This is a genomic window from Planctomicrobium mucosum (assembly GCF_051466335.1).
Classification (GTDB): Bacteria; Planctomycetota; Planctomycetia; order Planctomycetales; family Planctomycetaceae; genus Planctomicrobium.
The window spans coordinates 3,599,535-3,613,347 of the sequence record NZ_CP195793.1; the positions used below are offsets into that span (position 1 = coordinate 3,599,535).

Sequence of the window (13,813 nt, forward strand, 5' to 3'; positions counted from 1 at the left end):
GGTTCCAATTTTTAAGCGATTATCGAGGCATAAAAATTGGATTGCGTTTGAGTCCCATGCGGTGCAGATGGAAATCAGCCATGGTCTTCAAGGTCATCATGCCGTATGTGCAGCTACGTCGGAAATTGATGCTGCTCGCTTCATCGAAATAACGGACCGGAACGGGGATGTCGCCGATACGAAATCCGAAATGAACCGACTGAGCCAAAAACTGGCTATCGAAGACAAAGTCATTTGAATTCCGATGGAACGGAATCGTTTCGAGCACTTGGCGCGTGTAGGCTCGGAATCCGCTATGGAAATCGCCGACATTCTGGCCGAGAGCCACATTCTCAACTGTCGTCAGGAAGCGGTTGCACAAATACTTATAGGCAGGCATTCCCCCCTGAAGAGCTTCGCGACGAGTCCGAATTCGGGAACCGAGAACAACGTCACAAATCCCCAGGCGAAGGAACTCAAACGCCGCCCCGACGACGCGGCTGTCGTACTGGTAGTCGGGGTGAATCATGACGACGAGATCGGCGCCATTATCAAGAGCGTACTGATAGCAGGTCTTCTGATTGGCGCCGTAGCCGCCATTCTTCTCGTGGCGAATGACGGTTAATCCAAGTTTTCTGGCGACTTCGGACGTGTTATCCGTGCTGCAGTCATCAACAACGAGGATTTCATCAATCGACCCCGATGGGATATCTGCGATCGTCCGTTCCAGAGTCTTCGCAGCGTTGTACGCTGGCATCACAGCCAAAGTTCGGGTGCGAGCGTATTTTGATTCAACCTGACGAAGGACGTTTGCCAATCGATTGGAGGGATTAGTCAAGGTTTCTACGGCGTTCATCGATGTTGGCACAATCCGACTCCAAATTCTTCATAATCTGTGGGGAACAGGTTTTGAAAAACATAGCTCTGGATCCCTGCACGTGATTCTGTTTTTGATAAAGTTGTGAAATCGAAACGCGAATGATGCTGTCCTGTTCCGACTTTTCGCGTAATTCAGGTTGGCTCCTGCTGGTCCCCCCCAGGACCTGAGGGAATCTACCACAACTTGAACATCTGTAGAGTTTTATGAAGTTTCCTCTTGAGTTCCTGCAGAAGAGTTGGTTCATCGCTGGCCCGACCGCTTCAGGAAAATCGGCGTTGGCAATCCATCTTGCGCGAAGAATTGGTGGAGAAGTGATCTCCATGGATTCGATGGCCATTTATCGCCGCATGGATATCGGGACCGCAAAACCGTCACTCACCGAACAGGCGGAAGTACCGCACCACTGCATTGATCTGGTCGACCCGTGCGAGGAATATTCCACGGCGGAGTTTCTCCGAGCGGCAATCGACGCTTGCGACCAAATCCTCTCCAGAAACGCCACTCCGATTTTCGCCGGCGGAACCGGTCTTTATTTGCGGTCCATATTGCGCGGTGTGTTTGAAGGCCCCCCTGCTGATTGGGATTTCCGGAACAAGTTGATCGAGGAAAGCAGCCAGCATCCCCCGCATTGGTTGCAAGAAAAACTCCGCCAGATTGATCCAGCGACAGCAGCCCGGCTACATGTGAACGACACCCGTCGACTGATTCGGGCACTGGAAATCCAGGCCCTGACCGGTTCCCCACCATCAGAACTCCAACAGGAAACACCACTTCCAGTGGAAATTAGACCGAACAATGTCTTCTGGATTCACCCGCCAAGGGAGTGGCTGCACCACCGGATCAATGAACGTGTTGTACGAATGTTCGATGCTGGACTCGAAGAGGAAGTCCGAAATTTACTCGCAGAGCCCACCCCTCCCGGAAAAAGTGCGAGCCAAGCCTTGGGATACCGGGAAGTGATCGACTGGTTCATTGGCGTCTATTCATCGAAAGAGGAGACGCTGGAAACAATTCAAACCCGGACACGGCAATTCTCTAAACGACAACACACATGGTTTCGTAATCTTGAAGAATGCCGGGAGCTCAAAATCGATGGAACCGAAGAGCCCCAAATGCTCGTGGATCGCTTGATCGACATGTCGGAAACTAAAATGTCTGACCGGAATTAATTTCGTCCGAAACTGTTTCCAATTCGGGATTGGTTCGACGCAATTCGATGCACTATGATATTCGGAGTTGAAAATGGGATGATCGATGACCTGATCCTCCCGTCTGTCAGCCTATTTGAAGTCAGCAACAGAACCGAGTTACATCAATCCCCTCTCACGCAGCAATGTGTCGGGGTGATTGGGATTCTACGACCTGATTGAATCCAGGGAGATTGAGTTGAACATCCAGCGTCGCAATTTCAGCGGTTTTTGGGGACGATCTCAGTGGCTCGCTTTGATCCTCGCGGGAACGCAAGCGGGAGCAGCCTGGGCTTACGAAACACCAGCTGAAACTCCTGGCTCCTCAGCCACTTCTCCTGATTCGGCGGAATCGCCAGTAACAGAATCGACGCTCTCAGTCCCGCCCAGCAAACTCGAAGGGTTAACGATCCAACCGGGTGACGAGCCGCTGAAGACTTTTCAGCCACTCAAACCGATCTCCGAGTCAGCTAAATCGCGAAATGCTGCTGTCACGCACTACATGACTGGGCGTATTCATCAGGAAAATGGAAAACTCGCTGAAGCACTCGAGTCCTACCTAAAGTCCATCGAGCAGGACCAAACGGCCATCGTCCCCTATCAATCGGCGATTCCCCTGCTCCTTCAGAAGCGCGAGTTCCAACGGTCGCAGGAACTCTCATTACAAGCTGCCGAAAAAAGCGATGAGGGCTACACCCTTCTCCTCGCAGTCGCCTCGATCCTCGCCCGCCAGGATCAGCTCAGCGAATCCATTCGTCTCCTGTCCAGTGCTCTCGAACTTCCCAAATACAAAGAAAATACATTTCAGGCTCTCGCGATTCGACGCGACCTCGGGCTGTTCTACCGGATTCAGGGGAATTTCAAGCTCGCTGCCGAGCAATATGAAGCGGTGTTCCAAGCCTGCGTCTCTGGGAAATTGTCAGCTGATGAGCAAGAAAAGCTGATGGTCAATCAAGGGAAGATGTTCGACGAGTTCGGAGACACTTTCCTGAAAGTTGAGAACCCGGAACTGGCCCTCAAAGCGTTTGAAGAAGCATCCAAATACCGCGAAGCTCGCCCTGGCCAGAACAGCTACAACCTCGCGACAGTTTTCAGACAGACCGGGCAACCAGAAAAAGCTCTCGAAGAGCTCCAAGATTACTTCAACGCTCAATTGCAGAGTCGCGGACGTGCAGCCTACCAGCTTCTGAAGGAATTGCTGGCTCAACTCAATCGCGAACAGGAACTCCTTCCAAAGCTCGAAGAACTTCTGAGCAAGGATGAGCACAACGACTCCTTGCGATTTTTCCTCGCAGATGAAGTCTTGAAGTCGGGTGATCTGGCAAAAGCAGAACAACTCTTCACGAAAGGGCAGCCTGAAGTTGGAGACCCGCGGGCGATCGTCGGGATGCTCCCGATCTACCGTCAGCAGAAAAACTACGAAAAGCTCCTCCCGTTGCTGACAAAGGCGTTCACCTCAATCCCTCGTGCTGACGACGACGCTGCCACAGCACAAATGGCCCCGGACGTCAAAGAACTGGCAGAACAGTTCGAACAGCAAATCAAGGAACTGGAAGAAGACGAAGCCGCGTTCAGCGGACTGACAGCCTACGCGCGAACGCTAGAGGCGACCTCCGAAGAAGAGGGTGAGGAGAAACTGGATTTTGTTTCTGCCTACATCCTCGGCAAGCTATCTTCTGAGGCAGATCGCAAAGAAGACGCGACTCATTTCTACAAACTCGCGATTTCCATGCGAAATGATCCGCCAGCGACTTTGTATCGTGAATTCGCAATCTATCTGATCGACTCCCAGCAATTTGACGAAGCATTGGCAGTAATCGATGAAGCCATGCAACATCGATCAGTTCAACTTCAACGTGAGAAACCGACCTTTCACTATCTCGCCAGCTATGGCTACGCCATGAAAGGCGATACTGACAAGGCACTGGAAGCAATTCGTCAGGCCATTGCACAGCAGCCGACTCAGTCGATGTTCAATTACCAGGAAGGCTGGGTTCTCTTTCACGGCAAACGCTACGACGAAGCGATCGCGCATTTCGAACGATCCATGAAGACATTCGCTCAGGATAAAGAGTATGTCCTGAAGTGCCGGTTCCAGATCTCCAATATCTATGTCGAAAAAGGAGAGATGGAGCGAGGAGAAAAGATTCTTGAAGAAGTGCTTGTGACAAACCCGGACAATGCTCAGGCAAATAACGATCTCGGTTATCTCTACGCTGACCAGGGTAAGAATCTGGAACGTGCTGAAAAGATGATCCGGAAAGCACTGGACCACGAACCAGACAACCGTGCCTATCAGGACAGTCTGGGATGGGTTCTCTTCAAGCTGGGACGCTATGAAGAAGCGGTTCTGGAAATGGAAAAGGCCACAAGCGACAAGGGGACGAAAGATTCCACACTGATGGAGCACCTTGGAGATTGCCTGGAAAAAGTGAACCGACATGAAGAAGCGGTTGCCGCCTGGAAGAAAGGGCTGGAAACCGAAGAGTCAAAGGCAAAGCCCAGCGAAAAGCTCCTGAAATCGCTCCGGGAACGGTTGGGGGTCCAGCCTGCTGACAAGGCTGAAGAAACGTTAGAAACCAAGGCGCCGACGCCAGCAGAAGAAAGTCCGTCGCCCTGAGAATTCGCGATTCTCTTCTAGTTTGGTGTCCTTGTGAACCCGTTTTCATCGAGTGAACTGAAACTTGTCAATTCAATTTGAATGCAAGTATTGCGACAGCGTTCTGAAGGCAGGCGCTGAAAAGGCGGGACAGAGAATTCTGTGTCCCGCCTGCAGCGAACCAATTTATGTCCCGTTTGCTGACGACCCTGCGGTCGGCCTTGTACCGCAATCAACGACGTCAATTTCTCGTAAAAGCAGCGAAAATCCTGATCAAGTTCACCTCTCCTCGGCGACTGAAGACGCTTTAACCCTAGAGGGGGCAAGCGATTTTAGAGCCCCCATTTCCGTCGCCAAGATTTGGGCACACACCTCACAAATTTACTCGCTGAATCTCCCCAAATGCCTGCTGGCGTCGCTGATCGACACGATTGTCGGCGCCGTCGGACTCTTTCTCGCCGTCTTTCTTGCACTGACCGTAGCATTTCTGGTGCAGCCTCCAGTTGAATTGGGAGTCGCTGCCGCGTTGGTCATCTTTTTCCTCGGTGCAATTCCAACGTTCGCCATCATTGCTGCGGGCAATCAACGGTACTACCTGTCACTTTGCCGTGGAGCGACGGGGCCTCGTCAGGGATTGCTCCCACCAAGAAAGACGGTTGTCTCGCTACTGATGCTTGGATTCATCATGTGGCCGATCAGCATTCTTGGACTCTTCTGCGGTTTCGTCCCGGGAATTCTGTTGATCTCACTGACTTGGCCAGCAGCAGCCATCGTGATCGATCAGAATAAGAATCTTTTTTACGCGGTCGGACGCTCTTTTCAGATGACAATTAAACGCCCATGGAGATCTGCTGTGTTGATTTCCATGTACTTTTGCATCCTTGTCGCATCATACTTTCTCCCGATCGCTGGGACCCTATTTGTCTTACCTTTTGCCGGGGTGTTCCATGCTGTCGCTTATCTTCATTTGAACGGCGAAGGACACCGAATCGAGGCGATGTTGGAGCTTGCCAAAGAGCAAAGACGAAAATCGGCACCGCAAATCACCCCGAGAAAATAGTTGCATTGATTGACCGAAATATCAGATAATGACATCAATCTTTAGAATCAATGGGAAGCCTCCCCAGATTTCCCACACAATTCTCCCGTACAAAATTATTTCGCCTGCCGATTTCGATTTGAATAATAAACGCCCTCTTTGTCTCATTCAGCGGCAAATTAGCAGTATCGTTTTCGGGAATTCACCGGTGTCATAAGAAATTACACCTTTACGATGCATGTAAGCATTCGCAAAAATGGATATTGAAAAAGGGCAGGTCCTTACTACAAAAGAAATGAGTTGAATCCGCTCCAACGGAGACCAACTTTTCACAACGCTCGATCAAAGGGGACTCGCGAGCTGTTTGCGAGTGCACCCAAACCGGAAAATAGGAATACGAATGATTACGCCATTGTCGGAACCAGTACTTCGCCAGACAGAAGCTCCAGTTGCACCAACTTCCACAACTCGAGTTCCAGAACTCTCTCACAAGCTCGAAAAAGATCTCGTTCAGGTGTTCAAGCTTCTCGCTGACGAAACACGCCTGAAGATCCTCTTTTTCCTCGGCCGTGAGAAAGAACTGCACGTTTCAGCTCTCTGTGAGCGTCTCGGACAAAGCCAGCCAGCAGTCAGCCACCACTTGGCATTGCTGCGTGTTGCTGGTCTGATCGAGCCACGACGTGACGGGAAGCACAACTTTTACTCAATCCAGCAGAGCCGCTTCCACGAGCTCATGGGCGAACTGTTCCAGAGCTTCACCGAAGAGAACAACGCTTCGGAATGGCGCTTCGAAAACTTCATTTTCAAGCAACGCAATGCAGCTGAGTAATTTCGCTCAGTAACTTGTTGAAAAATTGTCCACGTCCACTGGAGTTCAACTCTGTGGACGTGGATTTTTTTTACCATCCCCTTTTTTCGCAGGAGCCTCTCTCACAAGAGTGCCGCCTTCCGGCGGCGATAAACGCAGCGTTCGAGCGACTTTTTGCCACCATTCGCCGCCACTCCCCCCAAAGACAGTCTCAGGTTCGAAATTCGACGCAAACGGGATAAACTGATTTGAGTTCGTAGCGGGCCCGGTAAGCAGAGTGGATTCGATCTCTGAGAGAGGCATCCTGATGACTCCCGCGCGGTCACGAATGACGACCTGACTTTTTCTAGGGAGTGGCGACGTGTGGAATTTCGACTCTTACGTACGCAGTTGCATGATTTGCGCACTCATCCTGTTTGCTGGATGTGATCGAACGCCGACGTCAGTGAAAAAACAATTGGAGGAGGAGTCTCTCGCTGCGCGAGAAATGGACTCCGATTACATGCTACGGACCCTGACGCTGAGTCCCGAGCAGCGTCGACCAGAGGAAAAGGAAGTCGATCGAAGTCAACCCGTTTCAATGGAGATTCTCGCCGAGCCTGCCAATCCAGTTGTCTCAAACGGGATGATCCCCAGCGCAGCGTTAGGAGGCGGATGGCTCAGTCTGTTCGATGGAACTTCTCTGACCGGGTGGCAAAGCAACAACCCGGAAGTGAATTGGAAAGTTCAAAATGCTGCAATCACTGCAGATGAAGGACCTGAGGGACTGCTTCTTACAAAAGTTCCGTTTGCTGATTTTGAACTGATTTGTCACTTCAAAGCCTCTGACAAAACGAATAGCGGAGTCTTCATTCGCACGAATGCGAACCCCAAGGATCTCCTGAAAGACTGCATGGAGATCAACATCGCCGAATCGCATCCCGAGGGGTTTATCACGGGAAGCATTGTCGGACGAGAGAAGTCTAGCCGCCCCGCTAAAGGGTACGGGGACTGGCTCGAAATGCGAGTGATGGCAATTGGGGACACGGTCACCATTTCGATACAAGGAAGAGAAGTCACCAAGTACGTTGATCAAGATCCAGAGTCGCGGAAGTTCGGATTCATCGGCCTGCAGCAACGGATCGGAAAAATCGAGTTTCGCACTGTCATTATCCGTCCGATCAACACGAAACATCTGTTCAACAGGGACAATCTCGCAGGCTGGAGCGTTGTTCCGGGTTCGAAAGCGACTTTCGAAATGTCAGCGGAACCAGACCGTCCAGCAAGCGACGGAGCTCATTGCATCAAGGTGCACGGGGGCCCTGGTTTTTTACAGACAGAAAGTGTCCATCGAAACTTTCTACTGACAGCCAGATTTCGAACGGAAGCACCGGCAGTGAATAGTGGGATTTTCTTCCGCGCGGAACCCGGGACCGAAGCGACTCCTTCGAACGGCTACGAATTACAGATTGACAACTCAATCAAAGAAGACGACAGAAACGCCCCGGCGAATGCAGGAACGGGAGCGATCTTTCGGAGAGTTGAAGCGCGTCGAGTTGTCTCGGAGGACCACAAATGGTGCGAGATTACACTGATTGCCTACGGCCCCCAGATGTGTGTCTGGGTCGATGGGTATCAGGTAGTTGACTGGAAAGACACGCGGAAGCCAGATCCCAACCCTCGCAAAGGGTTGAGACTGGACGCTGGACATCTCAGCTTGCAAGGGCACGATCCGACAACGATCGCGTACTTCAGCGCGATCGACATTTTCGACTATCCCGACGAAGCTCTCGAATTCAAGATCGAGGGGAAATAGTCCCGAAGTCGGTCAACTGACAGACAATCATGTTGTCTGAGCGGGGGCGGATGGTCTGTACATTCGATAGTGTTCAATGTACTGCTCGACCGCCCGAGGTGTCTGGAAGCGAATACTCCGCTGTTCAGAAACCCGGATTCGAATCGAACTCGCTGAGATGTTGATCCCCGGCATGGAGACAACCTGAATGGAACTCGCTGCCTGCTCTCCGAGAGTTGATCGAATCGATTCCAGATCAGGTGGCGTCTCGAATCGATTGACTGCGATGATCGTCGCCAGCTTCAGAATTCCCTCTGGTTCTTTCCAACGTGGGAAATCTGAAAGAGAATCCGCTCCCATCAAGAGAAAAAGCTGATCATCAGGTCGCTGCTGGGCGATCTGTCTGAGCGTCTCAACGGTGTAGCTGACTTCTTTACGTTTTACCTCCAGATCCATCACCCGGAATACCGGAAATCCAGCCACGGCCAGTCTCAGCATTTCAATCCGCTGTTTGGGAGTAGCAGCGGCAACCGCTTCTTTGAAAGGGGATTGAAAAGCAGGAATAAACCAGACTTCATCCAGTCCACACTGCTCTCTGGCAGACTCAGCCAAAAGAAGGTGGGCGTGGTGAATAGGGTCGAAAGTGCCGCCGTAAACGCCGATTTTCATCGATTACCGTGATCTCTGTTGTACTGAAAAACCGCTCAATGGCTGTTCGAAGTTGAATGAGCCCGGATTGTAGTTCAATTTCGGGCGGAGCACAGGCGACAACCCGCGGACGACCGTCGGGACACCAAGTCGCCAGAGAGTCAAAAGCAGAATTGAGACTCCAAATTTAAACGCACGCGACGCTTCACTGAACCGCCATCAGGATCGCTGAGGTGATCTCCACGCGACAAAGTGGCAGTCTAACGGCGAATTTCTCGGATCAGAATTCCGGCCTGCTCGATGACATCTCCCTTCACTTCGACCGAAATCATTGGCCAATTGTGGGACGGAGTGATGACTTCGCTGTTTTCATCACGAATAAGAATGGTGTCCCCGACAAGGGTGGATTTCACGCTCGGATGCCAAAAGACAGCGTGCCCCGATTGAAAGTTCGACTTCGAGTTCGGCATGACAGAGATTTCGTGAGGACTGTACCCGAGAACTTCCGCCTGCTCTGCGCACCGCCACTCATTAGGAATCCCAAATTTTTCATAGATTCTGGCAACGCGCGCCCAAGTCTCTGAAATGCTCCAGCCAGCCTGAGTAAAAAACATCCCAGTTGCCAGCACGACATTGGCCAGTCGATGCTCTGCCTGCATTTCCTCTGATGGAGCACCAAAACTGACAGTTCGAGCAGTCCCTGCGTGTAGCCCGCGCCGCATCCCCACTGCGGAGATCACGCAATGGCGCTCAACTCGATCAGGGCCGTACCCCCAGTGCCGATAGCGCCAACCTTGGCGGTCTGCCATCACTTGAATCTGAACAGGATTGATTTCGTGCTTAATCAGGCGATGCGCAAGATGACCTGCAATTTCGGCTTCCGTCGCGCCGTGTTCAAAATTCCGGGCAGTCGCTTCAACAGCGTGAGCAAGTTCTCGACCAAGTTCGCGAATCCGGGTTCGTTCATACTCGCTGAACTGTTGTCGAAAGGCAGAGAAATCGTCCGGCACTTGATCTGCTTCGGCAAGATCGAAGTCGGAAAGAGTTTTCCTGCCCCGGCTGACATCCTCGCACAGGACGCGAAAATCTTCCGTCCAGGGACGTTCTTTCAGCAGAAAGCCAAGCCCCATGAGATCGCGATCAAAAATCTGCCCGGAATCCACATTACTCGTCAATATGACCCGCGCATCCGAAGTGACCATCAGCGTCGCAAATGGAACAGAATTCCCTTGTCTCGTATTGCGTCCTCCGCAAGTCGCCCAAGCGTAATTTGCAGGGTCTCGAATCAGCAGACTCTCGTAACCACTCTCACGCAGATAGTCGGACAGCTGAGAATGCCGACGCATAATCTCTTCCAGCCGAGTCCCGTCAACCAGTGGGATTTCTGCCGACGAAATTGGCGAATCAGGAGCAAGTGCAGTCAGTGACATCGACCCTTCCCGGACAGCTAACCAGACCCAGTTCAATCATTGAGGGCAATTCGTGTTGATCAACGAGCATCGTTATTCAAACGACATCACTCCCATCACCATACCAATGATAGTTCGCCTAAACTACCCTTTGAGAAGTTCGATGAGTCTCTTCAACGAGATTTCCAATGTTCTTGAAGGTCCTGTGCGCATGGCTCGCAATGAATTGCCGCGAGAAGATCTCTTCGCGGAAATTTCCAGCTACCAATCACGATGGGAATTTCAGCTTCCAATGCAGTCGCGATGCCTCGTGGCAGGGATTCGTGACGATGGCCGGATTGCACTCTTTCTAAACGACGATCCTGTGTTCTACTTCAATGGAGACAATCAGTTACTGCGAGCATTCGCGGGCGGCGCATTGTACAGGACACAGGGAAACACGTTGGCCAGAATGATCCGCAATCGGACAGAGACCGTCACCGAACTCCTTCGACGCGATCTAGATGCTCCCGAACTCAACAGCTTCATGCAATCGGTATCAGCGGAAATTCAGTCAGTTCAGGATCAATTGAACTCCGGCGCGTCTGAGCTACTCCGCTCGAGCTTGCCCGAACAATCTTCAAGCTCGAAGCTCATCGATCGTCTGAAGAGAATCACTGAAACGCCCATAGTGTTGGCACCTGCGTACCGGACCCGTAGAATCTGACGATCCATTGCAGGAAGTCCGAATCAGCTCCTTTATCCAGAATCGACTCAATCATGTCCTCTTCACTTCCGATCCCGGTCGATCCTGCACAGGAAGTCCGGCTCCGTCCAGAAGAGTTGGAACGTGTTCTTGAGAAACTTCTGGTCAAGAATTGCATGTTCCAGTTCGATGCGAAACTCGTTGCGAAACGAGTGGTCGAAGCAGATCTTTACGGCGTCCCATCGCATGGATTGGGGAACTTCACACGCATTCTCGCAGCGATTGACATCGGCGATATCGACCCTCGCGCTCGGGTTCTGACAACAACCGAAGCTCCCTGCTTTGCAGTCCTGAACGGCAGCCGTGCCGTCGGCGCGATCGCAGCGACGAAAGCTGCTGAGCTGGCGGTCGAAAAAGCAGAAACTATGGGAGTCGGCGTTGTCGTGGTCTCGAACAGCCAGACCTTAGGCGCAGCGGACATTTATGTCAGACTCATCGCTGAAGCCGGGATGATCGGACTGTGCCTGACCAGTACTGGCGGGGCGACCGTCACTGCTCCCGGAACAAATTTCGGTGCCGTTGGAAACTGCGCTCTTGCCTATGCGGTTCCTGTGCAAAACCATCACCCGTTGGTTTTCGACAGTGCCTGCGGGTTTGAGTCGTGGGGAAAGATGCGTCTTCTGGAACGTTACGGCATCCCGCTGCCAGACGAAACCATCTTCGATGTTGATGGATCACCGACAACTTCGTTACAAGCCGCCGCTGCCATGCTGCCCAACGGAGGAGCACTCGGCTTTGGTCTATCGATGCTCTGTTCGATTCTGGCTGGACCGCTTTGCGGAGGGTGGATGCCGATTCACAAGAAACGTCGCGTCGATGCGGAAGACTCGCAGCACTTTTTCATTGCTCTCGACCCCACGAAGTTCTGTAACATCGACCAGTTCGCGGCAGAGATTCATACGACACTGGAAGAGATTCGAAATCTTCCTCCGACGAATCCGGCGGAACCAGTACGCATTCCGGGTGACCGTGGAGCAGCTTGCTACGCCGACGCAATGGAACACGGAATTCCGGTTCATATCGCCATCGCAGCTGAACTCAAAGAACTCGCGATCAAGCGTAAAATTGAAGTCAGCTGGTAGTCACGGCTTTCGAATAAAATCGTGGCGAGTGGCGCGCACATACTGAACCGCATGCATGAACCGCATCGCTGGGCGAGTGCCAATTGCCTCGGTCACTCGGTCTGGGCGCCTTGGCTGGAGGCGTAGTCTTTTTCAGCATGAACTTTGACGTGCTCAAGAACGCGAAGATGAATGCGGTGAATCAGGCCCTGCGTCCAGATCGTCCAGTACGCGTGAGGATAGATTTCCAATTCATACCACGTGTTCCCGATCAAACGGGTCCGATTGCCAGGGAGCTCTTCCAGCAGGAATTCCCCGCGATTACTCCTCAATGAATTATCCAAATGCGGTGGATGCAAATTGGGATACGGGGACAACTCCGTCATGGAATGCGGTTGCTCCGCGACGTCAAACGCCAGACGTTTCGGCTCGTCCCACACCGTAATCGGTTCGACAAAAGCTCCCGTTGAAAAGATGCATCGTCGAATAGCCCCCACACCATGACCTTGAATCTCTGCTTTAATCGGGTACGCAATGCCAGCCCGAAAGAAGATTTCATCAGGCGGAGGCAATTCCGGAAACTCGAGCACCGTTTTCCAAACCTGCTCTCTCGGTGCATCGATGTCGACAACCGTCGAAACAAGAAATTCGCGAGGCGTATGCGTGATTTTTTCGATTCCCATCATGAGCGGAATTGTGAAAATCATCAACAGCATGAGTTGTAGTGGGGTCTTCTCATTATGAACGCACGCATACCCCACGAGCCCCCCAATCGCCCCCAAGGGCAACATGATCGGGGCAGCCATGAACAAGCAGACCATTCCTTCGAATGCGAAGCACAAAATCAATAATCCCATCAGGGATACTGATAGAAACCCAACACTTAGAGCAGACCTGATGGACTGATTGGGACATAATCGCGAGTTCATCATGACTGCAAAAATTCCCGACAAAATGGGGATGAGCAGGAACATCGCCAGACCGTACGATTCGACGTTAGCAAGGATCGCCACAAATGGGAGGCTGACCGCAGAGGTCGCGAGTCCAGACAGCCAGGCAGAGTAGTAGGGGGGAAATCTTGGACGGAAGACTCGAAGCACTTTGACGATTTGCCTTCGGATCAGATTCCATCACGGCCAAACCAGTAATGATCGCAGCGCTGAGTAGCGGAAACAGGACAAAAACGGAGAACGTCGGCGATATCCCTGCATCGACAGCCCTTCGAAGGCTCATCGAAATCCCGATACACAAGACAATAAATATCAGCAAAGACTGACAAAGCATCGCCCACTCTGAACCAATTCGATCCACTGGGATGCCAGCCGGTCCCCCACTCAGAGACTCGCTGTGCAACAGATGACGCAAAGGCATTGGCATGACGAGATCGGTCGGCAGTAAAATCTGCCCCGTCAAGGCGTAATCAATGACCGCCTGGATCAGTTAGTAGAGCAGGAGTGTCCCGCCGAAGAATACGATGTAATCCCGGCGATTCACCGGCATCTTCCAACCGAAGAGGAATCGGAGTAGCGTCCAGACTGAATTGATTCGAGGGCGTGGCTCTAAACTCGGTTCGAGTACAGCCTGCAATTCTGACGTTTGATCATCGCTGCCCGAGGCTGGTCGATTGTCGGAGCCCATCATCATCTCCTTGATCAGACGCTGTTTCGCTGCGGGATTTCTGCAC

At 52.0% G+C, this 13,813-nt stretch carries 13 protein-coding genes; 8 read left to right on the plus strand and 5 right to left on the minus strand.

What is annotated here, in order from left to right; all coding sequences use genetic code 11:
• Positions 1-19 precede the first annotated feature (19 nt).
• The gene (locus SH668x_RS14280; protein WP_437188561.1) at positions 20-736 is read right to left on the minus strand and encodes a glycosyltransferase family 2 protein; all 717 of its coding nucleotides are present in this window, start codon (positions 734-736) and stop codon (positions 20-22) included.
• Between the two features lie 326 nt (positions 737-1,062).
• Between SH668x_RS14280 and miaA the strand changes: the two genes are divergently transcribed.
• From miaA to SH668x_RS14305, 5 genes are all read left to right on the plus strand, one after another.
• A complete protein-coding gene (miaA, locus tag SH668x_RS14285) occupies positions 1,063-2,028 on the plus strand; it encodes a tRNA (adenosine(37)-N6)-dimethylallyltransferase MiaA (protein ID WP_437185741.1) in 966 nt (321 codons plus the stop codon).
• A 217-nt stretch (positions 2,029-2,245) separates the two neighbouring features.
• Complete coding sequence (locus SH668x_RS14290; protein ID WP_437185742.1) at positions 2,246-4,666, plus strand: tetratricopeptide repeat protein; 2,421 nt, start codon at positions 2,246-2,248, stop codon at positions 4,664-4,666.
• 64 nt (positions 4,667-4,730) lie between these two features.
• On the plus strand, positions 4,731-5,705 hold the full coding sequence (locus tag SH668x_RS14295; RefSeq protein WP_437185743.1) for a hypothetical protein: 975 nt from the start codon (positions 4,731-4,733) through the stop codon (positions 5,703-5,705).
• A 379-nt stretch (positions 5,706-6,084) separates the two neighbouring features.
• Complete coding sequence (locus tag SH668x_RS14300) at positions 6,085-6,513, plus strand: ArsR/SmtB family transcription factor (RefSeq protein ID WP_437185744.1); 429 nt, start codon at positions 6,085-6,087, stop codon at positions 6,511-6,513.
• A gap of 424 nt (positions 6,514-6,937) precedes the next feature.
• Entirely contained in the window at positions 6,938-8,287 is a 1,350-nt protein-coding gene (locus tag SH668x_RS14305) for a 3-keto-disaccharide hydrolase (protein WP_437185745.1), read from the plus strand.
• Between the two features lie 27 nt (positions 8,288-8,314).
• Here SH668x_RS14305 and nadD read toward each other — a convergent pair whose 3' ends face one another.
• Together nadD and SH668x_RS14315 are read right to left on the minus strand one after the other, a co-directional pair.
• Positions 8,315-8,935, minus strand: a complete 621-nt coding sequence (gene nadD / locus SH668x_RS14310) for a nicotinate-nucleotide adenylyltransferase (protein WP_437185746.1) — start codon at positions 8,933-8,935, stop codon at positions 8,315-8,317.
• Between the two features lie 239 nt (positions 8,936-9,174).
• Positions 9,175-10,344, minus strand: a complete 1,170-nt coding sequence (locus tag SH668x_RS14315; RefSeq protein WP_437185747.1) for a M24 family metallopeptidase — start codon at positions 10,342-10,344, stop codon at positions 9,175-9,177.
• Positions 10,345-10,486: 142 nt separating this feature from the next.
• On the opposite strand from SH668x_RS14315, the gene SH668x_RS14320 reads away from it, so the two are divergent.
• Together SH668x_RS14320 and SH668x_RS14325 are read left to right on the plus strand one after the other, a co-directional pair.
• Positions 10,487-11,029 (plus strand): hypothetical protein, encoded by a 543-nt coding sequence (locus SH668x_RS14320; RefSeq protein ID WP_437185748.1) that lies wholly within the window; start codon positions 10,487-10,489, stop codon positions 11,027-11,029.
• A gap of 53 nt (positions 11,030-11,082) precedes the next feature.
• The gene (locus SH668x_RS14325) at positions 11,083-12,150 is read left to right on the plus strand and encodes an Ldh family oxidoreductase (RefSeq protein ID WP_437185749.1); all 1,068 of its coding nucleotides are present in this window, start codon (positions 11,083-11,085) and stop codon (positions 12,148-12,150) included.
• Between the two features lie 92 nt (positions 12,151-12,242).
• Here the strand turns inward: SH668x_RS14325 and SH668x_RS14330 are convergent, their stop codons facing one another.
• Positions 12,243-12,935 (minus strand): hypothetical protein, encoded by a 693-nt coding sequence (locus tag SH668x_RS14330; RefSeq protein ID WP_437185750.1) that lies wholly within the window; start codon positions 12,933-12,935, stop codon positions 12,243-12,245.
• A gap of 124 nt (positions 12,936-13,059) precedes the next feature.
• Between SH668x_RS14330 and SH668x_RS14335 the strand changes: the two genes are divergently transcribed.
• Positions 13,060-13,194 carry a hypothetical protein gene (locus SH668x_RS14335; RefSeq protein ID WP_437185751.1) on the plus strand — a complete coding sequence of 45 codons (135 nt, stop codon included), beginning with the start codon at positions 13,060-13,062 and terminating at the stop codon, positions 13,192-13,194.
• A gap of 375 nt (positions 13,195-13,569) precedes the next feature.
• Here the strand turns inward: SH668x_RS14335 and SH668x_RS14340 are convergent, their stop codons facing one another.
• Positions 13,570-13,773, minus strand: coding sequence for a hypothetical protein (locus SH668x_RS14340; RefSeq protein ID WP_437185752.1), 204 nt, complete (start codon positions 13,771-13,773; stop codon positions 13,570-13,572).
• Positions 13,774-13,813: the final 40 nt, after the last annotated feature.

Excerpts from the sequence above, each read along its gene's own strand:
- SH668x_RS14280 (WP_437188561.1), bottom strand. The coding sequence starts at position 736 with ATGCCAGCGTACAACGCTGCGAAGACTCTGGAACGGACGATCGCAGAT.
- miaA (WP_437185741.1), top strand. The coding sequence starts at position 1,063 with ATGAAGTTTCCTCTTGAGTTCCTGCAGAAGAGTTGGTTCATCGCTGGC.
- SH668x_RS14300 (WP_437185744.1), top strand. The coding sequence starts at position 6,085 with ATGATTACGCCATTGTCGGAACCAGTACTTCGCCAGACAGAAGCTCCA.
- nadD (WP_437185746.1), bottom strand. The coding sequence starts at position 8,935 with ATGAAAATCGGCGTTTACGGCGGCACTTTCGACCCTATTCACCACGCC.
- SH668x_RS14315 (WP_437185747.1), bottom strand. The coding sequence starts at position 10,344 with ATGTCACTGACTGCACTTGCTCCTGATTCGCCAATTTCGTCGGCAGAA.
- SH668x_RS14320 (WP_437185748.1), top strand. The coding sequence starts at position 10,487 with ATGAGTCTCTTCAACGAGATTTCCAATGTTCTTGAAGGTCCTGTGCGC.
- SH668x_RS14325 (WP_437185749.1), top strand. The coding sequence starts at position 11,083 with ATGTCCTCTTCACTTCCGATCCCGGTCGATCCTGCACAGGAAGTCCGG.
- SH668x_RS14330 (WP_437185750.1), bottom strand. The coding sequence starts at position 12,935 with ATGGCTGCCCCGATCATGTTGCCCTTGGGGGCGATTGGGGGGCTCGTG.
- SH668x_RS14335 (WP_437185751.1), top strand. The coding sequence starts at position 13,060 with ATGACTGCAAAAATTCCCGACAAAATGGGGATGAGCAGGAACATCGCC.
- SH668x_RS14340 (WP_437185752.1), bottom strand. The coding sequence starts at position 13,773 with ATGATGATGGGCTCCGACAATCGACCAGCCTCGGGCAGCGATGATCAA.